Source organism: Actinoplanes subtropicus (genome assembly GCF_000721705.1).
Lineage (GTDB): Bacteria > Actinomycetota > Actinomycetes > Mycobacteriales > Micromonosporaceae > Actinoplanes > Actinoplanes subtropicus.
This window is the reverse complement of record NZ_JOJL01000025.1, coordinates 71,028-93,995: the sequence shown is the minus strand read 5'-3', so window position 1 is coordinate 93,995 and position 22,968 is coordinate 71,028. Positions and strand designations below refer to the sequence as shown.

1 protein-coding gene is annotated in these 22,968 nt (G+C 74.2%); it reads right to left on the bottom strand.

All coding sequences use genetic code 11. From position 1 onward, the window contains the following. Nucleotides 1–28: 28 nt before the first annotated feature. Nucleotides 29–22,966 (bottom strand): WXG100-like domain-containing protein, encoded by a 22,938-nt coding sequence (locus IH26_RS0132135; RefSeq protein WP_157437498.1) that lies wholly within the window; start codon nt 22,964–22,966, stop codon nt 29–31. Nucleotides 22,967–22,968: the final 2 nt, after the last annotated feature.

The following is a 22,968-nucleotide window of genomic DNA, read 5'->3' as shown; positions in this document are numbered from 1 at the left end:
ACGGGCGGGTTGAAGGGTACCGGCCGGGCTACCAGGGGACGTCGAGCGTGGGGCCGTCCAGGTCGAGCGGCGGCAGCAGGTACGGCGGGTCGGGCAGCGGCCGCTGCGGCACCGGCTTGCGCCGGATCGGCGGCCGCACCACGACCGGCGCCGGCTGCGGCACCGGCTTGCGGCGGATCTCGGTCGCCGGCACGCGCTGGACCATGGTGGTGACCGGGGTGGGCGGGACCGGCAGTGGCTTGCGCCGGATCGGCGGCCGCGCCACGACCGGCGCCGGCTGCGGCACCGGCTTGCGGCGGATCGGCGGTCGCACCACCGGCGGAGGCGGCGGCTGCGGCACCACTGGCGGCGGAGGCACCGGGAGCGGGTTGTAGCGGTACAGGTTCGGCGTCGTGCCGACCGCGACCCACTGCGCCTGGAAGTCGTCCAGGGCCTGGTAGTGCCCGGATGCCAGGGCCCACCAGGCCGCCTCGGCCTGGTCCTCGGCGTCGAGCAGTTGCTGCGGCACCGGCGTACCGGGCGGGTTGCCGTAGCGATGCGCCGCGACCGCCTCGGCCGCGTCGGTGAACGCGGTCGCCGCGGTGTCCAGGTTCTTCTCGCCCTGCACGATCGCGTCGAACGCGGTCCGGGCTGCGGCCGGCGCGCCGCTGTCCACGCCGAGCACCCGCCGCGCGTCGGCCAGGCTCATCCGCACCTGGACGGTCACCGTCGTGCCGTCGTCGACCGTCGTGATCGGCTTCTGGTCCCCGAAGGCGCTCGACAGCTTCGCCACCACCTCGGGCCGGACGACGAACTCGACCAGCGCCGACGCGCTCTCCGGCTTGGCGATCGCCGACTCGACCGCCCCGGCCTGGCCGGTCCGGCCCTGCGACGAGCTGTCCGCGGTGTTCGGGCCGCCGCCGGAGGAGTCGAGCGTCTGCGCCGGCTCGCCGACGTAGCCCTGGCCGAGCTGCACCCGCGGCGCGCTGGACGACCACTTCTCGCTCGACAACACCGTGCCCGAGCTGTGCACCGTCTGCTCGCTGTGCTCGCGGAAGACCTTCGAGTCGATCCCGGCCAGCCGCGCCGCCAGCGGTCGCAAGTGGACGGTCAGCTCCGCCTGGTGCAGAAGCGCGTCCGCGGCCGGCACCGGCGGCAACTTCAGGCCGGACGGCGCCAGCAGCGTCCCGGTGTGCGACTGCAGCAGCTCCGGGGCGAGGCCGGTACGGATCTGGTTGGCCGCCGGATGGCCGGCCGTGGCCAGCCGCTTGGCCGCCGTGCCCAGCAGCCCGCTCACCGCCGCCTGCAGGTCCTTTGCCCCGGACAGACCCTCCGCGGTGAAGCGCGGCGGGATCAGCAGCCCGTCGACGCTCTGCCAGCCCGGCTCCGGCCCCGGCGTGGCGGTCGGCCGGTACGCGCCCGGCCCGGTCAGCAACGCCGGCTCGCGGGTGGTGCCCGGCCGCAGGTCGCCGGCCCAGCGGTCGAGGGTGACCGGGGCGGTGAAGGTGACCGTGCCGCCCGGTACCGCCTGGCCCCGGTGGTAGACGCGGATCTGGAACTGGGGTTGCAGCGTCATCCGGGCCTTCACGCCGCGCCCGGAGGCGATGTCCACGGTCCGGTGCTCGGTCTCCGTGCTCGTCGTCGTGCTCTTCTGGCTGGTGTACGACCGGCCGTGGTTCCCGCCGGTGGTGACCCGTTCGGCGTCCGGGCGGGCCACCGCCGACCCGGCCACGTCGCGGCCGAACTGTCCACCCTGGCCGGTCCGCACCGTGTCGGTCACGCTGGTCGCGCCGATCGTACGCAGGTCGATGTCCTCGTGGTCGGCTACGAACTCGTCGACCGTGGCCGGGTTGGGCAGCACCGCCTCCAGCCGCACGTCGTAGAGCCGCTGGCTGACCAGGTCGGTCTCGGTGTGGATGAGGGAGACCCCGCCGTCGAAGAGCGAGCCCCACGAGCGCTGGACGCCGTCGCGGGACAGCATGTTCTCCAGGCGCCGGCGGTTCAGCATCGGGTCGGGCAGCCCGGTGCCGGTCAGCGCGTTCAGCACCGGCTCCAGCAGTCTGCGCTGCTCGGGCGAGTTGGTCACGGCGTTCCGCAGTGCGGTGATCGCCGGGTCGATCAGCGACGGCACGTCCCGCAGCAGTTGCAGGCCCTGGCCGGGGGAGCGGCCCGGCGGCGTGGTCACCCCCTGCGCCCGGACCGCCTGGGCGGTCGCGGCCGCCACCGGGCGCCCGCCGGCCGCCGGGTCGGGCAGCACGCCCATCCGGATCGCCTGCTCCTCGCTGACCCGCAGGTAGACTGCGTTGCGGATCAGGCCGCCGCGCTGGGCCGACTTGTTCCGCTGCCAGGACGAGGGCCGCAGCAGGCTCGGCACGATCGACTTGGGGAGCGACGGCTCGTTGCCGACCTGCGCCGCCACGTTCACCCGCATGTCGGCGACCACCAGGTACGACCGGTTCTTGCCCTTGCGGTTGTTGCTGTTGCGCTCGACGAAGCCGGAGACCTTACTGCGTTTCCCGGTCAGCACCGACCGCAGCACGCGGACGTACCCGGCGCTCGCGCCGCCGGCGCCGGCCACCTTGCCGTCCGGCCGGGTCTTGCGCAGGCCGAGCGCGACGGTGGCCCGCACCTGGGCGGTCCATTCGCGGGTCCGGTTGCTCCAGACCGAGGTGCCGCCGCCGGGCGCGTGCTCGGTGGCGATCTCGGCGCGGGCGTCGACCAGCCGCGGGTTGGTGATCCGGGCGGCCACCGCCATGGTCAGCTCGCCGCCGCCGGCCGAGGTGGTCAGCGGGTCGAGAGTCCACTGCCGTTCGGTCATCGCGGTCAGCGCGGTGCTCTGCCGGCCGGCCGAGAACCGGTTGCCGATCCGCGCCCACAGCGGCATGCCGGGCTGCAGCGCCGACTCGCCGCGCAGCCCACCCAGGGTGCGGCGGGAGGAGGTGCCGTCCCGGTACGCCTGGGTGTCGGTGGCCACCTGGCGGGCCATCCGCATGATCGTGGCGGCGCCCGGCATCGACTCGACCGAGTCCCACTGGTCGACCGTGACAGCCTGGCCCGGGTCGGTGGGCGGCCGGGTGTCGACGTACTGCCGCATGGCGGTGACGCCGGTCAGGTCCTTGCCGAACGACTCGTTGGTGTCGACCAGCGCCGGGTCCAGGGCGGCCGTCGCCGAGGCGGGCACGGCGCTGCCCGAGTAGAGCAGGCTGACCGGCTTGGTCACGGTCGTCTCGTACCGGTCGAGCGGCCGCCCGTCGACCGTCTGCGCGCCCGGGACGCGGGCGAAGCCGCCGGCGGATGCGGTCCGGCCGGCCTGTTTGGCCCGCTGGCCCAGGCCGATCCGGGAGCGGCTGTTCCGGCCGGTGCCGACCTCGTACGAGTAGATCTCGACCTTGATCTGCAGCGGTCCCTCGTAGCGCTGGGAATCGGCCGTGCCCCCGTGCAGCGCCGTGTGCTGGCCGCTGACGTCGACGCCGCCCTGCCGCTCCAGCCGGAACTGGCCTTCGAGGCCGGCGCTCGGCGTGATGCTGGTCTTCACGTTGCTGGCCGGCAGGCTGTTGATGACGCCGGTCTCGATGCCGGCCGTGCCGCGCCACTGGGCCCGGGCGGCCGAGCCGTCCTGCGTCGCGCTGCCCTGGAAGGTCCGGGCGGCCACCTTGTTCTCCTGACCGGTGTGCACCGGCAGGTTGGCCGGGTCGTGGGCCGCGGTGACGTGCACGACCACGTACCGGTCGCCGCGCGCGCCGCCGCGCTTGAGCACCGCGGTGGTGCCGCCGTTGAGCATGGCGTGGTAGTTCTGCCGCAGCGCGCCGACCGACAGCACCCGGTCCAGTTCGGCCTGGTTGTGGTCGCGCTCGACGGCCGACCTGGACTGCCACATCCGCCCGGTCCGCCCGGCTCCCTCGCGCCCCTTGGGCAGGAAGCCGCCGCCGAGGTCCCGCACCAGCGCGGTCGTCCGGCGGGGAAGTTCGGCGAACCGGCTCATGCCGAGCGGGACGGTGCGTCCGCCGTAGGCGATGAACGGGGGCGCCGGGGTGCCGGTGCCGACCGGTGCGGCCGGGCGGCCGCTGCCCGAGGGCGGCGCCAGCACCTGGGCCAGCTTGGTCTGCGGCAGCCGGGCCAGCACGGTCATCTCGACGAAGATCGGCTCGCTGGTCCGGCCCATCGGATGCCGCAGCGCGTTGAGCCGCAGTGCGGGATCGATCCGTACGCTGACGGTGACCCGGGCCAGGCCGTTGGGGACGTCCTTGTGCTCGGTGCCCAGCCGGGTGGTCGAGCTCTGCTGGCTGGTCGAGGTGGTGCTGCGCCGGAACGCCGCGGAGAACCGGGCCTGGATGAAGGCCAGCCCGAAGCCCCAGCGGATCGGGGTGACGCTGACCCCGCCGCCGACCGAGCTGTCCTGCTGCGCGCGGCTGGTCTCGGTCGTGCCGGGCTGCCAGCGGAACGACGACTTCGCGATGTCGGCGATCGGCTCGATCGCGGTGACCCGGGCCGACACGTCCAGGCCGAGCGCCTGCCGCCGGGAGGGGCTGACCACCAGCGGCGAGTGCGCGGTGCTCTCCAGCGCGGGGGCGAGCAGGCCGAGCATCGACGCCTCGCCGAACAGGTCGCGGAGCTGGGTCGAGGACGGGCTGCCGGGCACCGCCACGCCGGTGTCCTTGAGCCGGCCGAGGATCTGCTGAGCCACGTCGTTCCAGGCCTGCGGTTGCGCGCCGCCCAGTGTGGCGTTCTCGATCCGGACCGCGTTCAGGTTCTCGGCCAGCAGCGCGACGTCGAACTCGCCGGTGTCGCGCCCGGGCAGCGTGCTCGGGGTGGCGCTCGCGATGTCCGAGACGACCCGGAAGCCGATGTCCGCGCGGACCGCGGCCGAGGTGGCGTTCCGCGGCCGCGGGGTGCCCGGGCGGTGCGCCACCACGTCGAACGTCACCGGCGAGCGGACGATGTGCGAGGCCGCGCCGCTGCGTACGTTGTGCGAGTCGAACGTGGTGGTGCCCTGCTCGACGCCGCCGGAGGCGCGGGCCAGCGAGACCTCGGCCGAGCCGCCGCCGCCCGGGCCGACCCGGGTGCCGCCGCTGCCGCCGATGCCGACCGCGACGCTGTTCCCGGTGCCCTCGCTGCTGCGGACGGTGGTCGAGGAGTCCGTCCGGGTGTCGTACTTGGCCTTGTCGCCGTCCTGGCCGATCCACCGCTCGCCGGGGACGCTCCCGTCCCGGCCGGGCGCCGGCCGGCTCGGCGTCACGGTGACGCTGTGCCAGGTCGTGGTGCCGTAGCGGGTGGCCGGCACCTCGAAGGTCCGGCCGCCGGTGCCGAAGAACGACTGGAGGTCGTCGCGCAGCGCGTCCTCGATCACCGAGGTGTCGACCCGGATGTTGCCGCGGCCGCCCGGGGTGAAGCGCGCCCGGGTGCCGCCGATCCGCGCCCGCACCTGGGCGACCGCGGCGCCGCGGACCTGGTCGATCAGGTTCTGCTGGTGGTAGGCGTGGTCCACCTCGTACAGCAGCTCGGGGTTGGTCTGGTAGAGCCCGAGCTGCTGGGGCGTCGGTGCACCGGGTACGGGCTTGCGGCGCACCGGCGGCGGGGGTGGCGGCCCCTCCTCGCTGATCGTCGGCAGGTTGGTGCCGCTGGTTGGCGGCGGCGCTGTCCGGGCAACGCCTTGCGGCCGGCCGGACGGGGTCAGCCCGCGCCCGGCGTCGGTCACCGTCAGGCCCCGTCCGGGCGTGAAACGGAAGTCACGCCAGCGGTCGCCCGGGTTCCGGGCCGGCGGTGCCACCTGCGGCCGCCCGTTCGCGGCGAACCCGCTGCCCGCCACGAACGCGTGCCCCGACGGCCCGGCCCACAGCGTGCCGCTGGGCGCGGTCACCGTCGTGCCGGGCAGCAACCGGGCCAGCCGGGCCGCGAACCCGTTGTCCACATCGGAGCCGGTCTCGCACGCCATCAGCACGATCGGCTCGCCCGCGTACGCCGGATCGGCCTGGATCATCGCGGCCAGGTGCTCGGGCGTGACCTCACCCCGGTCGCTGCGCATCGAGTCGGTGGTGCCGTGCGCGAAGACCCGGTAGACCGCCCGGCCCTTGCCGCCGCCCGCGGTGAGCGTGGCCATGGTGGCCTGGTTGGCCGTGTCCTGGGCGCCGAGCAGGCTCAGGCCGCCCGGCACCGGCCGGCCCTGAAACGAACGCGGCGCGCGGGACGAGGATCCCGCGCTGCCGTTGCTCCAGATGCTGTACGCCGGTTTCTTCGCCGCTTGCCGGTCGCGGATCTGCTGGAGCTGGCTTTCGATCCGGGTGGCCAGCCCGCCCAGCCGAGCCGCATCGCCGTCGAGCGCGGTCGCGGTCGACTCGTTGACCGAGCGCATCAGGTTCAGCGCGATCCGGATGTCCTGCCGGGCCTCGGTGCTGTCGTGGCGCATCCGGTTCACCGTGGCGCGCAGCTCGGCGACCGCCTCGTGGGCCTCGTCCCGGATCCGCGCTACCGTGCCGAGCTCGTCGGTGATCCGCCGTTCGTTGGTGGCCAGCCGGGTCATCGTCGCGGCCGGCAGCGGCGCGCCCGGCCCGGCGAAGCTCTCCAGCGCCGCGGCAGTGTCGGCGGCGGCCGAGTCGGCCCGTTCGGCCGCCATGACCGCCGGCCCGATGCGCCGCTCGTGGTCGCGGACCGCCTGCTCGACCTCCGGCAGGTCGTCCTCGGCGATGTTGGCCCGGTCGATCGCCCGGATCTTCTCGCGCACCTGGCCGGCGAAGTCGGCGACGTCGTCGTACGTACGCTCGGCCGTGCTCACCGACCGCTCGGCGTCCCGCAGCACGCGGGCGGCCTGCTCGCCCAGCCGGTCCAGCGCGCCGCGCAGCTGCGGGTCGGTGATCTCGTCCCGGGCCGCGGCGATCGCGTCGGCCGCCGAGCGCAGCTGGTCGCGCACCTCGGCCAGCTCGGTGTGGGCGCCGTCGGCCGCCTCGAGCTGGGCGTCGGTGTCCGCGTCGGACTGCGCGGTGAAGCGGGCCAGCTCGGCCGCCTCGGCCGCCAGCCGGCGCGCCTCCCGCTGCTGCTGCCGGACCTCGGCGGTGAGGTGGCCGACCGACTCGGCGGCGGCCCGGGCGGCGGTGGCCAGCCCGTCCGCGTTGACCTTCGCCTGCTGGACCCGCAGCCCCGGGGTCTCGCCGGCCACCCCGGTCGGCGGCTGCTCGGTCGCGTAGATCTTGGTGATCGTGCCGTCCGGGGCGACCTCGCGGCCGGTGACCCGGAACGTCGCGCCGGGCAGCAGCAGGATCTCGTTCTCACCCCGGTGCTGCGACAGCTTCGAGATGTCCCGCCCGGCGTGCCCGGTCAGCCGCAGCTCCAGCATCACCGGGGTGGCGCCGGTGGTGTTCAGGTACGGCGCCAGGAACCCGTTGGCGGTGTCCTCGAGCTTGCTCGTGCTGGCCAGCTCGTTGAGCGTGATGGTCTCGCCGGCGTACCCGGAGAGGCCGGAGACGCCGTCGCCCAGGCTGAGCGCCCAGTCGCCGCGGTAGACGGTGACGCCGTCGATCGGCGGCAGCTGCTGCATCGCGTCGACCGCCATGTCGAAGTGGGCGGCCATCTCCCGGGGGAGCTTGCCGGCCAGCTCGGCGCCGCGCAGGTGGATCTCGGTGGTGAGCCGGGCCACCGCCTCCGGGTCGTCGTCGAGGTGCGCGTCGATCAGGTCGTCGCGCAGCTCGGTCAGCCGGTGGTCGTCGGCGATGGCCGAGGGGACGCCGCCCCACGGGTCGCGTTCCTCCGGGTCGGCGATCCGCTCCATCGCCCGCTGGACGGCGGTGGTGGTCAGCACGTAGCCGGAGGCGGAACCGATCGCCATCCGGGGCGCCATCGCGTTGATCAGCTGGTGGTTGTCGCCGGTGTACATCTGCAGGGCGAGCAGGTGCGCGTACGTCAGGTCGGCGCGCACCGCGGGCAGGCTGCCGCCGGCCGACTCGATCCAGGCGCGCAGCTCGGCATCGTCGCCGTGCAGCCGGTCGTGCAGCTCGGCCGACTGCCGCAGCACGTCCTGGCTGAGCCCGCTGTAGTGCGGGGCGCCGACCGCCCGGTGCTCGTCGCCGGCCGCGATGATGGCGTACGCGGCCTCGTGCGGCAGCATCGCCGGCTCGTGTGCCCGGCTCAGGCCGGTGCCCGGCAGCCCGGCCAGCCCGGACTGGCGGCGGATCATCCCGGGCATGACGCCGAGCGAGGTGAGCGAGCGGTACATCTGCTCGGCCGAGGTCATCGCGGACGCGGCCGGCCCGACCCCGGCGATCTCGCCGCCGCGCAGGATCTCGTAGAGCGAGTGGTCCTGGCCGGTCAGCATCCAGGCGGCGATCGCGAGCAGGAAGTCCTCGCGGGAGACGCCGGGCACCCGCAGCCAGTCGAAGGCGGCCATCATCCGGGCGGTGGTGCCGGAGACGCCGGCGATGACCGGCATGCCCGCCTGGTCGTGCACCGAACCGAACCAGCTCGGCAGCATCCCGCCGCTCTCGGCGTCGGACATGCCGAACCAGGCCCGGCCGCCGACCCAGGGCAGCGGCAGCTCCGGCCCTTGCTCACGGTCCGGCCGGGCGAGCTGGGACGAGGACGGGTCGTCGTGCACCGGCCCGTCGCCCGACCGGAACGGGCGCCGGACCGCGTTCAGGTAGGCCCGTTCCCGATCGCTGAGCCCGGCGTTCATCCGGGTCAGCTCGCCCGCGGTCATCTTGCCGGGGGCGGCGTGGCTGGTGGTGGGCGACTCCGCGCCCGGCCGGGCGGTGCGGGTGGCCTGGCTGGCGGCCAGCGCGGCGGCCGCGGCCGCGCCGCCGGTGGCGGCGCCGGCCAGGTTGCCGAGGGCGAACGGGTCGTCGGCGAACGTGTGGCCCTGCCCGGTCGCGTCGGCCACCTTCGCCATCGCCCACCGGCTCCACGAGCCGAGGTACGCGTTCTGGCCCTGCAGCGCCGGGACGTCCAGCCCGAGCCGCTCCGCCTCGGCGAAGTTCCCGTTCCGCAGCACGTCGTTGAGGACCGTCTTGAACGTCGGCTCGGGCGAGTCCCGGTTGTAGTAGGCGGCGTTGTAGAACGCCGTCATCAGCTCACGGACGTTGCCGCCGCTGAGCAGGTCGTCGATCTCGGCGTCGGTGAGCGTGTCGCCGACCTGCCCGGCGCTCGACGGGTCGTCCTTGACGAACGAGCGCAGCGGCCGGTCCGAGTGCCCCTGCCCGGCGTAGGAGGCGAGCACCTCGCGCATCCGGGCCACCGCGCGGGCGGCCGCCGTGCGTACCTGGGGCAATTGATAGAGATACGCGCCCAGGTTGCGTTCGAAACGTTCGCTCTGATCCCGGTACGCGGCGGTGGCCACCACCGGTCGCGACCCGTACGGGCGGCCCTGCGGGCTCCAGGAGACCGCGCCCGGGCTCGGGCCGTCCCCGCGCGAGGCGGCCTGCGGCAGGTCGGAGCCGAGATCCTCGACCGAGGTGACCGGCTCGCCCTGCGGATCGGCCCGGGTGACGAACTTCTTCCAGCCGTCGCCCGGCTGTGCGGCCGCCGGCGACGGGCGACCCTCGGCGTCGAACGCGGTTCCGGCGACGAACGCCTGGCCGTCCGGGGTGGTCCAGGCGGTGCCGGCCGGGGCGGTGACCGCGGTGCCCGGCGGGAGCGCCTGGGCGAGCTTGGCGGCGAAGCCGGTGGCCGGGTCGGCGCCGGTGTCGCAGGCGATCAGCGTGACCGGGCGGCCCTGCCAGCCGCCGTCCCGGGTGATCATGCCGGCCAGTTGCTCCGGCGTGACCTGCTGGTCGCCGACCCGCAGGGTGTCGCCGGTGCCGTGGGCGAAGACGACGTACTGGCCGGCCGGCGGCGGGAAGTTCGCCGCGACCGTCCGGTTGGCGTCGTCGGTGCTGGCCGGGGACAGCAGCACCCGGCCGGCCGGGACCGGTTTGCCGGCGATCGCGTCGTACTCCGCGATGAGCCGGTCGAACTCGGCTCGCAGCTGGGCGGCGTCGGCGCGTACGGCCTGCGCCTCGCCGTCCCGGGCAGCGGCCGCCTCGGCGGCCGCCAGATGCTGCCGGTAGCCGCCGGCGATGGCGGTCTTCGTCGCCTCGACGTCGAGCGCCGTGATCCGGCCGGCCTGCTGGTGCAGATCGCGGCTCGCCGTCCGGGCGTCGGTGAGGTCGCGGCGCGCGTCGTCGACCGCGTCGGTGAGCTGCCGCTCCTGATCGGACAGCGCGATCTGGTCGGCCGCCGACAGCGGGTCGCCCGCGGCGACCCGGTCGGTGATCATGGTGACGGCGTCCTGGGCGTCGCGGGCGGTCACCGCGCTCTGCACGGCCCGGGCGGCCGCGGCGTCGATGTCGTCGGCCAGGTCGATCACCGACCGGGCCGGGCCGCGCACCGCGTCGACCCGGTCGTCGAGTTCGGTGAGGTGCGCCGCCAGTTGCTCGTGTGCCCGCACGGCCCGCTCGAGGTCCTGCCGGACGGCGTCCGCGAGCCGGTCCGCCCGGCCGGCCAGCGCGTCGGCCCGGGCGGTCAGGGCGGCCAGCCGCTGGGCCATCCCGGGCACCGCGTCGAAGCCGCGATCGGCCCGGTCCCGCAGCGCGGCGGCGAGGTCCTTGACCGACCGGTCGGCCTCCTCGGCGGCGTCCCGGGCCGCCTCGGCCGCGAGGTGGGCGTCCTCGGCACGCCGCGCCTCGTCGGCGTACGACGGCTGGTTGTTCGCCTCGGCCAGCGCCCGCCGGGCGGCCTCGGCCGGCCCGGTGGCCGCCATCTGCAGGTCGAGCGCCGTGGTGGCGGCCGCGTCGGCGGCCCGGGTCAGCCCGGCGGCCGTGGCGGCGGCGCGGCCGGCGAGCACCGCGCCGGTGTGCCGGGCCGGGCCGGTGGGTGGCCGCTCGGTTCCGGTACGCACCTCGACCGGGCCCTCGTCCGGCGCCTTGGCGAGCCCGAAGGTGGCGCCCGGCAACAGCAGCACCTCGGCCTCGTCGTCGTGCATCGAGATCGGGCCGGTGTCCCGGCCGGCGTGGCCGGTCAGGTTCAGGTCGAGCAGCACGGCCCGGGTCGCGGTCTGGCCGGCGTGGGTCAGCGCGAACGCGTGCGCCACCGCCCGCCCGAGCGACGTGCTGCCCAGCGTGGGGGAGGTGTAGGTGGCCCGGTCATAGACCGAGCCGAACGGCGACGCCCAGTCCCCGCGGTGGACCGGGCCGGTGGCCGGCGGCAGGTTCTGCAGCGCGTCCACCGCCATGTCGAAGTGGACGGCCATCTTCGGCGGGAGCTCCCGGCCGAGCTCGTTGCCCCGGGCCACCATCCGGGCCTCGATCTCGGCGACCCGGCCGGGCGACCCGTGGGCCGCGGCCCGCAGCTCGGCGATCAGGCCCTTCATCGTGCGGTCCTGGGTGATCGACGGCGGCACGCCCTTCAGCGCGATGGCCGAGGCCGGCACCGCCTTGATCCGGGTGATCATCCGCTGGATCCCGCTCTGCACGTTGCGGGTCATCAGGTACTGCTTGACCTGCGGCGTGTCCTGCAGCAGTCCCTGCGGCGCCATCACGTTGATCAGCTGGTGGTCGTCGCCGGTGTAGTGCACCAGCGCCAGCACGTGCGCGAAGGTGAGCCGGTCGCGCAGCATCGCGGCGCTGCCGGGGTGACGGTTCAGCCATGCCTCGATCCGGCTGCCCGGCGGGGTGTGGCGGATGTCCCGCAGCAGCCTCGCGGCGCGGTTGACCTCGTCCACCGTGATGCCGCTCAGGTACGGCCCGTCGTCGCGGGTGACGCCGAGCGCGGCGACCGCGTAGGCGGCCTCGTGCGGCAGCATCCCCGGGGAGGCGACCGGCCGCAGCACGCCGTTCTCCGCCTCGCTTGCGGCCGAGCGCCCGCGGATGTCGGCCGGGGTGAGCCCGAGGCCGGTGAGCGAGTGGTACATCTGCTCGGCCGAGGTCAGGCCGGCGACTCCCGGCCCGGCGCCGGTCGCCTCGGCGCCCCGCAGCACCTCGTAGAGCGAGTGGTCCTGGCTGGTCAGCGACCAGGCGGTGACCGCGAGCAGGAAGTCCTGACGGGTGACGCCGGGGACGTTGAGCCAGTCGAAGACGGCCATCATCCTGGTGACCGTGTCCGAGGGGCCGGCGGCGACCGGCATGCCCGCGTTGTCGTGCCGGCTGCGGGTGTAGCCGCCGCCGAGGTCGTACCGAGCCTTGCCGCCGACCCAGGGGAGGGTGGCGTCCTGGCCGGGCCCGCCCAGGTAGGCCTCCTCCCGTGCGCTCAGGGAAATGCCCCGGTCGTCCAGGGCGGCCGGCGTCGTCCGGCCCGGGCCGTCCGGGGAGATCTGCGCTTTGGCCGTACGGCGTGCCTCGCCGTTCGTCGCGCCGGCGAACCAGTGGCCGTTGGCCCGCATCGAATCGGTGTTCAGACCGAGCCGCTGGGCCAGCCCGGGGTCGGTCCGGGCGCCCTCCATGATGGACCGGAAGGTGGTCGGCCCCGGCACGGACTGGGCGTTGCCGAACGCCGCGTTGTGGAACGCGGTCATCATCTCGCGCAGGTTGCCCGAGGTCAGCAGCTCGTCGATCGCGTCGTCGGCGAGCGTGTCGCCGACCTGCCCGGCCATTGCCGGGTCGTCGCGGACGAACGAGCGCAGCGGCGAGGCGTCGCCCGTGCCGTGCCGGGTGAGCACCTCGCGCAGCCGGGCCACCGCACCGGCCGCCGCCTGCTGGACGTGCGGCTGCCCGGAGAGGAAACTGCCGAGGTTTGCCTCGAATCGATCGGCCTGATCGTGATAGACCTGCGCCTGCTCGCTGAGGATCGGGCGGCGATCGTACGGGCGGGCGTCCGGCCCCCAGGCGACGGCGTGGGCGCCGGCCCGCGGGGTGCGCGCCGGGGCGTGCGGCAGGTCGGGACCGGCGCTGGTGACCGTCTCCGGCCGCCCGCTGGTGAAGGTCTTCCAGGTGCCGGCCGGGGTGCTGTCGCCGGGCAGTTGCGGCCGCCCGTCGGGGCCGAAGGTGGCGGCGCCGGCCACGAAGGCGTGCCCGTCGGCGGTGGTCCAAGCGGTGCCGGTGGGCGCGGTGACCTGCGTACCGGCGGGCATGGCCTGGGTGAACCGCTGGGCGAAGCCGCCGGCCGGGTCGGCCGCGGTGTCGCAGGCGATCAGCGTGATCGGCTGCCCGGCCCGGTAGTTCGGGTCGTCCTGGACCAGACGGGCCAGCTGCTCGGGCGAGACGTCCTGATCACCCAGCCGTACGGTGTCCCGGTTGCCGTGCGCGAAGACGGTGTACCGCCCGTCGGTTCGCGGGAACTGCGCCGCGACCTGCCGGTTGGCCGCGTCGGCGGGGCCGGTGGTCAGCAGCGTGCGGCCGGCCGGGACGGGCCGGAACGCGTTCACGGTGTCCTGCTCGGCCAGTTGCTGGCGCAGCTCGCGGGCTTCGGCGGCGAGGGTCTGCACCGCCGCGGCGCGCTGGGTGACCCCGTCCACCGCGTTGTCGTGGCGCTCCCGGGCGTCGTCGACCGCCGACTGCCGGGCGGTCAACTCCGGCCCGGGGGTCTGGGCGACCGCGGTACGCAACGCGGCCGCGGCCTGCCGGGCGTCCGACTGGGCCTGCAGCGCCTGCTCGGCGGCGGTGGCCAGCCGGTCCTCGTTCGTCGCCAGGCCGGCCATCTCGGCGCCGCCCAGCACGCCGCGGTCCCGGGCATAGTCGAGGATCGCGGTGGAGTCGTTCGCGGCGGCGCGCGCGTCGGCGGCGGCCTGGCCGGCCCGGGCGGCGGCGTCGTCGATCCGGGCCGCCGCGTCGAGCTTGGCGGTGGCGTTGGCCTGGACCGCGCGGACCTGGTCCTGGTAGGCGGGGACGGCGTCATCCAATTCGGACAGCGCTCGGGTGGCCGCGTCGAGATGCTGCTGCCCGGTGCCGGTCAGCTCGTCGGCATCGTGGAGCAGCTGGTCGACCCGCTGTCGCAGGGCCGGATCGGGGTCCGCCCGGCGGCCCAGGTCGTCGGCGAGGTCGCGGATCTCGTCGCGGGCCGCGGTCATCCGGCCGGCCGCGTCCTGCGCCCGGGCCTGGTCGGCCCGCACCTCGGGCAGGGTGTCGGCGTGGGTGGGCCGGGCGGCGGCGTCGTCCAGCGCCTCCCGGGCCGCCCGGACCGGCTCGCTCGCCTGCCGGCCGAGATCCTGGGCCGTCGCCGCGGCCGACTCGGCGGTGCCGCCGAGGCCCCGCGCGGTGTCGGCGGCCCGGTCCGCCAGCAGCGTCGCGGTGTCCCGCGCGGTCCGGGCCGGCGGCTGCTCCTCGCCCCGGATGGTCCGGATCGGCTGCCCGGCCGAGTGATCCGCGGTGCGGAACGTGGCCCCCGGCAGCAGCAGCACCTCGCGCTCGAACGGGTTCATCGACAACGGCGTGATGTCGCGCCCGGCGTGCCCGGTCAGCTCCAGCTCCAGCAGCACCGGACGCTGCCCCGTCTTGCCGCGGTACAGGTCGGCGAAGCTGCGCGCCTCGACCTGGGAGCGGCTGGTGCTGGCCAGCTCGTTGGAGGTGTAGCCGCCCGTGCCGTACCGCGAGCCGATCGGCGCCGACCAGTCGCCGCGGAAGACCGGGCCGGTGGCCGGCGGCAGGATCTGCAGCGCCTCGACGGCCATGTCGAAGTGCGCCTGCATCTGGGCCGGCAGCTCCCGGCCCAGCTGTTCGCCGCGGGCCAGCGCCTGCTGTTCGAGCCGGGCGACGAGTGGCTGGTCGTCGTCGAGCATCGCGTCGTACATCTGGTCGGTGATCGCCTTGAACGCGGGATCGGACTCGATGGCCGGCGGGACGTCGATGATCACGCCGTTGAAGCTCGGGTCCTTCACCTGCTTGATCGCGCTGGCGACACCGGCGGTCACCTCGCGCCGCATGAGGAACTGCTTGACCCCGGGGAAGTCGGTGTAGTTGCCCTGCGGCGCCATCAGGTTGATCAGCTTGTGGTTGTTGCTGGTGTAGTTCACCAACGCGATCAGGTGCGCGAACGTCAACCGGCGCGCGGCCGTCGCGGTGCCCGGGTTCTGGTCCATCCAGTCCTGGATCTCGGGCGGCGGGGCCGGACTGTTGATCTCGTTGTGCAGCCGGGCCGCGGTGACCAGCACCTCCCGCTCGACGCCGCTGAACTGCGGCGCTCCCGCGTCGAAGTGGCCCATCGCGGTGATCGCGTACGCCGCCTCGTGCGGCAGCATCCGCGGCTCGCCGACGTCGGCGAACCGGGACGACGAGGCGTGCGCGGCGGCGGAGAAGGTGACCGGCGGGGCCTGGGCCCGCAGCTGGGCGGGGGCGATGCCGAGCGTGGTCAGCGATTGGTACATCTGGTCGGCCGAGCTCATCGTGGAGACGGCCGGTCCCGGTCCGGCCGCCTCGGCGCCGCGCAGCACCTCGTACAGAGAATGGTCCTGGTTGGTGAGCTGGTGCGCGGCGACCGCGAGCAGGAAGTCGGAGCGGGCCACGCCGGGCACGCCGAGCACGTCGAACGCGGTCATCAGCCGGGTGGCGGTGTCCGAGATCCCGGCGACCACCGGCATCCCGGAGCGGTCGTGCCGGGACTGGAACCAGCGGTCGCCGGTGTTCAGGTCGTACTTCGCGCGGCCGCCGGTCCAGGGCAGCTTCTGGTCCGGCCGGGCGGCGGCGTTGTGGTAGGCCGACTCGCGCGGGCTGAGCCCGAGGCCCCGCGCGGCGAGCTCGTCGGGGCTCACCTTGCCGGGCGTGGCCGGGTCCGCCGGGTCGCTCCGCTCGGTCCGGGCGCCCTGGCTGGCCTGCACGGCACGGTCCCCGGTGGGACCGAACGCATCGGCGGGCAGACCCTCGGTCTTGAGGCCGAGCCGCGCCGCCAACTCGGGGTCGCCGACCAGCCCGGCCAGCGTGTCCTGCCCGGTATTGCCGAAGGCGGCGTTCTGGAACGCGGTCATCAGCTCGCGCAGGTTGCCGCCGGACAGCAGGTCGTCGATCTGGCCGTCGCTCAGCGCGGTGCCGACCTGGCCGGGCGTCGCCGGATCGTCGTGGACGAACGAGCGCTGCGGCGACTGCGTGCCACCGCCGCCCTGGGCGAGCACGTCCCGCAGCCGGGCCACGGTGGCCGCGGCGGCCTCTCGCACCCGGGGCTGCTGATAGAGCCAGTTCCCGAGGTTCTCCTCGAACTGGCCGGCCTGCCGATGGTAGGTCTGCGGTTCGAGCTGGTGGATCGGGCGTTGATCGTACGGGCGGGCCGCCGGCCCCCACGCGACGGCGCGGGCCGGGCCGGCGCCGCGCGGGACGGTTGCGTGCGGCAGGTCGGATCCGTGGGTGGTGACCGTGGCCGGCTGCCCGCTGAGGAACGTCTTCCAGGTGTCGGTGGCGGCGTTCGGCCCGGGCAGTTGGGGCCGGCCGTCGGCGCCGAAGGAGGTTGCGCCGGCCACGAAGGCCTGCCCGTCGGGCGTGGTCCAAGCGGTGCCGGTCGGCGCGGTGACCTGCGTACCCGCGGGCATGGCCTGGGCGAACCGCTGGGCGAACCCGCCGGCCGGGTCGGCCGCGGTGTCACAGGCGATCAGCGTGATCGGCTGCCCGGGGGTGTAGCTCGGATCCGCCCGGACGATCGCGGCCAACTGCTCCGGCGTGACGTCCTGGCCATTCAGCCGGACCGAGTTCGGCGTGCCGTGGGCGAAGACGACGTAGTGCCCGTCGGGCGCCGGGAACTGGTCGGCGACCTCGCGGTTGGCGGTGTCCCCGGCGCCTAGGAGGGTGTGGCCGCCGTTGACGGGCTGGAAGTGCGCCGCCAGCCGAGGGTCCACGATGGAGTTGAGCTCGGCGTGCAAGGCGTCGATCTGCTGCTGGAGGGCGTTCGCCTCGGCGGTCCGCCCGGTGGCGGCCGCGGTCGCCGCCTGGTGCTGGCCGAGCGCGTCCTCGACCTGCGTCTGGTGGGTGTTCAGATCGGCCGGGGGCGGGGTGGTCGCCATCGCGTCGCGCAGCTGGGTGTTGGCGTTCCGAGCCTGGGTCTGCGCGTGCAACGCGTCCCGCACCGCGGTGGCGAGCGTGCCCTGCTGGGTGTTCAGGTCGGCCAGGGCGGTGGTGGTCAGCGGCCCCTGCGCGGTCGCGACGGTGTTGTCGGCCGCCGTCTGCGCGGTCGCGGCGGCCTGCTTGGCCTGGGTCGCCGCCTGCTGGATCCGGGTGCCGGCGTCGATCCGGGCGGTGGCGTTGTCCCGGGCGGTGGTGATTTGTTGCTGGTAGGCCGGCACCCGGTGCGCCAGGTCGGTGGCGGCCTGGGTGGCTTGGCTCAGGTCCTGGCGGCCGTTCCGCACCAGCTGGTTCGAGCGGTCGACCAGCACGGTGGCCCGGTTCGACAGGTCGGTGAGCCGCTGGGTGGTGGCCGGGTCGCCGCCCTGGTTGATCCGGTTCTGCACGGCGGTGGCGAGGTTCCGCGCGGCGTTCCGCGTGGCCGGCAGGGCGTCCACGGCGGACTGCGCCGGCGCCAGCTGGTCGGTGGCTTGCTGCACGGTGGTCTGGTCGTACGGCGGACGGTTGTTGACGTCGGTCAGGTCGTTCCGGGCCGCGGTGACCGCCTTGCGGGACCGGAGATCGAGCTTCTTGGTCGACGCGGCCGCGGTCTGCGACGTCCTGGCCAGCCCGCGGGCGTCGGTCACCGCGCGCTGGCCGGTGGTGGTCGCGGTCTGCTGGGCGACCTGGACCGGCGGCTGCTCCCGGCCGATCAGCGTGCGGAGGGGGCCGACCGGACCCGCGTCGTGGGTGGTGAAGGTCGCGCCCGGCAGAAGCATGACCTCCTGCTCGTGGTCGTTCACCGACAGCGGGCCGATGTCGCGGGCGGCATGCCCGGCCAGGTCGAGCTGGAGCAGGATCGGCCGGCGGCCCGGCTTGCCGTCGTGCTGCTGGGCGAAGTTGCTCGCGATGTGCTGGCTGCGGCTGGTGCTGGCCAGTTCGGACGAGGTGTAGCCGCCGCGGTCGTACATCGAGCCGTACGAGGCGGACCAGTCGCCGCGGAAGACCTGCCCGGTGGCCGGCGGCAACTTCTGCAACGCGTCGACGGCCATGTCGAAGTGCGCTTGCATCTGCGGCGGGAGCTCGCTCGCCAGGGCGGTGCCCCGGGCGTACATCTGCTGCTCCAGGCTCTTGATTTGCGGCTGGTCGCCGTTCTGGACCGCGGTGCGCAGCTGCCCGGTCAGGTTCGCGATCTGCCGGTCCTCGCTGATGGCCGGCGCCACCTCGGCGATGTAGTTGTGGGTCGGCCAGCTGTGCACCTGCTCGATGATGTCCTTGACGCCGGCCCTGACCTCCTGGCCCATCTGGTACGTCTTGGCGGTCAACGAGTTGCTCGCCGGGTTGCTCTGCGGCGCCATCAGGTTGATGAGCTTGTGGTTGTTGCTCGAATAGTTGGCGATGGCGACCGTGTGCGCGAAGGTGAGGTTGTTCCGGATCACGGCCGCGCTGCCCGGGTTCGCGTCGAACCACGCCTGGACCTTCGCCGACGGCGTGGCGCTCTGGATGTCCCGATGGATCTGCGCGGCGTGGTTCAGGATGTCCGGGCTGACCCCGGCGAGGCTCGGCCCGTGCTGGTTCAGCCCGCCCATCGCGGCGATCGCGTACGCGGACTCGTGCGGCAGCATCGGCGGCGACTGCATGCCGGCGAACCGGGGATCGCCGGTGATGAAGCCGGTCATCGGCGACAGGTCCCGAATCTGGTCCGGGGTGAGGCCGAACTGGGTCAGCGACCGGTACATCTGCTCGGCCGAGGTCATCCGGGAGACCTGCGGGCCCACCCCCATGATCTCGCCGCCGCGCATGATCTCGTACAGCGAATGGTCCTGGCCGGTCAGCATCCACGCGCCGACCGCGAGCAGGAAGTCCTCCCGGGCGACACCGGGCACGTTGAGCCAGTCGAAGGCGGCCATCATCCGGGCGGTGGTGCCGGAGATGCCGTCCAGCACCGGCATGCCGGCCTGGTCGTGGGTGCGCGCGTGCCAGCCCGAATCGGTGTTCATGCTGTGGTACGCGCGGCCACCGGTCCACGGCAGCGGTAGCTCGGGGCCCTGCTCGGCCGGGTTGGTGATCCGCCCGGTGGTGCCGGGCGTCGGATGCACCACGCCGTCCGCGATCTGGAACGGCCGGGCGCCCGGACCGTGCACGAACGCCGACTCGCGCGGACTCAACCCGATGCCCAGCTGGTCCAGCCCGCGCGCGGTCATCTTGCCCGGCGCGTTGTTGGAGAAGGCGGGATTGCCGGCGCCCGGCCGGTTGCTCCGGCTGGCCTGGCTGAACGCGAACTCGGCGTTGGTCGCGGCCCAGGCGTGCAGGTCGTGCAAAACCTTTGGTGCGTACGCGGATTCCGGCCCCGGCGAATTCGCGGCGAGCACGCCGAGCGCGAACGGATCCTTGGCGAAGGTGTAGCCCCGTTGCCTGAGCTCGGCGACGGTCTCGGCGGTGGCGCGCCGCATCGAGCCGTACTCGTCCTTCATCACCTGCAACGAGGTGGTGTTCAGCCCGAGGTCGCCGGCCCGGCTGGAGAGGTCGCCGTTCTGCAGGACGTCGCTGACGACCGTCTTGAAGGTGGTCGGCGCGGCGTGGAGTGGCCGGCCATCGGCGCCCTTGGGCGGATCCGCATTGAAGTAGGCGGCGTTGTAGAACGCGGTCATCAGCTCGCGGACGTTGCCGCCGCTCAGCAACTGGTCGATCTCGGCGTCGCTGAGATGGTCGCCGACCTGGCCGGCGCTCGACGAGTCATTGCGCACGAACGAGCGCTGCGCCGAGTTGCCGCCGGTGCCGTAGTTGGTCAGCACCTCGCGCAGCCGGACGACGGCGGCCGCGGCTGCCTGCCGGACCCGGGGCTGCTGATAGAGGAAGACCCCGAGGTTCTGTTCGAAGCGTTCGGCCTGATCGTGGTAGGTCTGCGGCTCGACCTGGGTGATCGGGCGTTGCTGGTACGGGCGGCCGTCCCGCCCCCAGGAGACCGGGCGGTTGTCCGGGCTCGGGGTCCACGAGGTGTCGTCGCGGGCCGGCGCGTGCGGCAGGTCGGAGCCGTGCGTGGTGACGGCCGGCTCGCCGCTGACGAAACTCTTCCAGCCGTCGGCCGGGGTGGGCGGGGCCGGCTGCGGGCGGCCGTCGGGGCCGAACGTGGTGCCGGCCACGAACGCCTGCCCGTCCGGGGTGGTCCAGGCGGTGCCGGTAGGTGCGGTGACGACGGTGCCGGGCGGCATGGCCTGGGCGAGCTGGTTGGCGAAACCGTTGAGGTCGGAGCCGGTGCCGCAGGCGATCAGGGTGATCGGCTGACCGTCGTACCGCTCGTCGGCCGTGATGATGTCGGCGAGTTCCTGGGGGGCGACGTCGCGGTCGCCGACGGTCAGCTTGCCGTCGTGGCCGTGCGCGAAGACGACGTAGCGGTTCTCGGTCGGCGGGTACTTGGCGGCCACGGCGTGGTTGGCGGCGTCGCCCGGGCCGAGCATCACGTAGCCGGCCGGGACGGTGTGGCCGAGCGGGCCGCCGGACCGCTCCGGGGTGGTGTCGGCCGGGGGCGCGATGGCGGGTGCTGCGTCAGGTTTGTGGTCGTGCTGCCGCGGCGGCGGATTGTCCTGCGGTACGGCCTGGTGCCCGCTCTTCGGCGGGTCCACAGAGGACGACGACGCGTTCGTCTCGGTGCTGATCGAGCCGGTCGCCGGGGAAGTCGCCGATTCCGTCGGGGCGCTGGTTTCTGTGCTCACCGGGGTGGCGGTCGCGGCGTTCGTCGTGCTGCCGACCGGCGCCGGATTCGACGGCGTCGTGGAGGCCGTGCTCGGATTCGTCGTCGTGGGGGATGCGCTTGCGCTAGCCGGTGTTGTCGTCGTGGGGGTTGAGCTCGCGCTTGCCGGTGTTGTCGTCGTGGGGGTTGAGCTCGCGCTTGCCGGTGTTGTCGTCGTGGGGGTTGAGCTCGCGCTTGCCGGGGGCGTCGCCGTGGGGGTCGTGCTCGCGCTTGCCGGGGGTGTCGTCGTGCTCGCGCTTGGCGGCGCGGCGCTCACCGGCGACGGGGTCGCGGTGGTGGTGGTGGTCGTGGCGTTCGCCGGAGATGGGGTGGCCGTGTTGGTGCCGGCGGTGGCCGGCGGCGGCGTGGCGTTGGCGGCCGAGGGGCTGGCTGCCGTTGGCTCGGGCATGGCTGCCGTGGGCTGGGGCGTAGTCGGCGTTGGCTGGGGTGTGGCGGTCGTCGTGGTGGGCGTGGCCGTCGTCGTGGTCGGCGTGGCGGTCGTCGTGGTGGGCATGGCCGTCGTTGTCGGCGGTGCCGTGGTGGTTGTGGTCGGCGGTGGTGGCGTCGCGGTGGTCGTTGTGCCCGTGCTCGTCGACGTCGGTGGTCCGGTGGACGTGCCCGTCGCGGCTGGCGGGGCCGCCGTCTCGGTGGACGTGCTGGCAGTGGGCGGCGGCGCGGTCGTTGTGCCCGTTGACGTCGGCGTGCTTGCCTGCGTGGCGGTCGCGGTCGGTGTGCCGGTTCCGGTCGGCGCGGGGGCGTTGGTGCCGGTCGGGGATGCGTTGCCGGTGTTTGCCGGTGTGCTGATGGGGGTGCTGCTTGGCGGAGTGAAGCCCTTGGCGGTGTCGGCTCCCGGGGTGGCGCCGGTTTCGGAGGTGGCGCCGGTGCCGGTCGGGGTGGTGGTGACCGAGCCGAGGCTGGAGGTGCTGGAGGCGGCGCTCGGGTTGCTGAGGATGGAGGACGCGCCGGTGCTCGAGCCCACGCTGGACGAGCTGGCGGCCGCGCTCGGGTTGCTGTAGAACGACGACGCGCTCGACGACCCCGAGGAGGACGACGAGTTGCCGACTCCCGACGAGCTACCACCCGAGACTGTGGCCGGGCCGGTGGCGCCGGAGTTGAGGGCAGATGGGCTGGTGGTGCCGGAGCTGGGCGCAGATGGGCCGGTGGCGCCGGGGCCGAGCGCGGACGGATCGGCGGCGCCGGAGTTCAGCGCGGATGGGCCGGTCGCGGAGGAGCCCGTGGCGCCGGAGGCGGCAGCGGCCGGGCCGCCCTCTGTGGGGGGTGGGGTGCCGGCGGGGGCGCTTTCGCCCGTACCCCCAATGGGGTTGATGTTGATGGAATGGGGGTTGAAGTCGGCGCCGGAGGAGCTCGGGGCGTTGGGTGCGTGGGGTGGGGTGTGCCCGCCGCCGATCGACTGGCCGATGTCGTGGGCGATTTTGCCGCCCGCGCCGCCGAGCATGCCCGAGGAGAACGTGGCCAGCGGGTTCGAGCTCTGGCCCATGGCGGCCGACGCGATCGCCTCGACCGGCATCTCGGAGAAGGCGTCCAGGGCGCCGTGGCCGATCGCGGTGTGGCCGAAGCCGGGGGCTACCTTGCCGACGCCCTTCTTCAGCAGGCCGCCGTTCACCCCGACGGCGCCGCCCATCACCATGTCCATGCCGATGGCCTGGCCGTCCAGGTTGTGCCGGTTGCCCTGGGCGAACTGGATGGACTGCGCCTCCAGGTTCTCCGTGCCCTCCTCGATCGCCTCGTCGATGGCCTCGGCCGCGATGTGCCCCGCCCAGTTCAGCTCCTGCGGGGCATGCGCGGCCACCTCCTCGGCGCCCTTGACGGCGGCCCGGGCCGCGCCGGCGCCCAGCTCGGCCGCTTCCGCGAGCCGGCGCGCCTGGAACGCCTTGAGCAGCGCCCGGACGATCGCACCGCCGATCTCGATCTCGCCCGGGACGAGTTCCGGGAAGCCGGAGGCGATGGCCATGAAGATGTCGATGACCTGGTTGATCATCGCGATGATGATCGTGTACTTGGTCTGTTCGGTGTCGAGGGCGAAGTTCAGCGCGGTCTGGCTGAGCTGCTGGGTCAGCTGAACGGCGTCGGGGACGTCGTTCATCAGCTTGTTGGCGTTCTGCTGGAAGCTGTTCGACGCGTCGCCGTGCCAGAAGCTGCGGGCCCGCTGGCCGAGCTGGTTCACCCCGGCCGCGGCGCCCTGCATCGACGCGCCGAAATTGAGCAGCTCCTGCGCCATCGCGCGCAGATCGTCCTCATTGGCCTGTGGCCACTGCTCGCCCGAGGTGTAGAGGATCGCGTCGTACGCCCACTGCCAGTTCGGGTCAGTGGGGATGTTGAGACCCACCG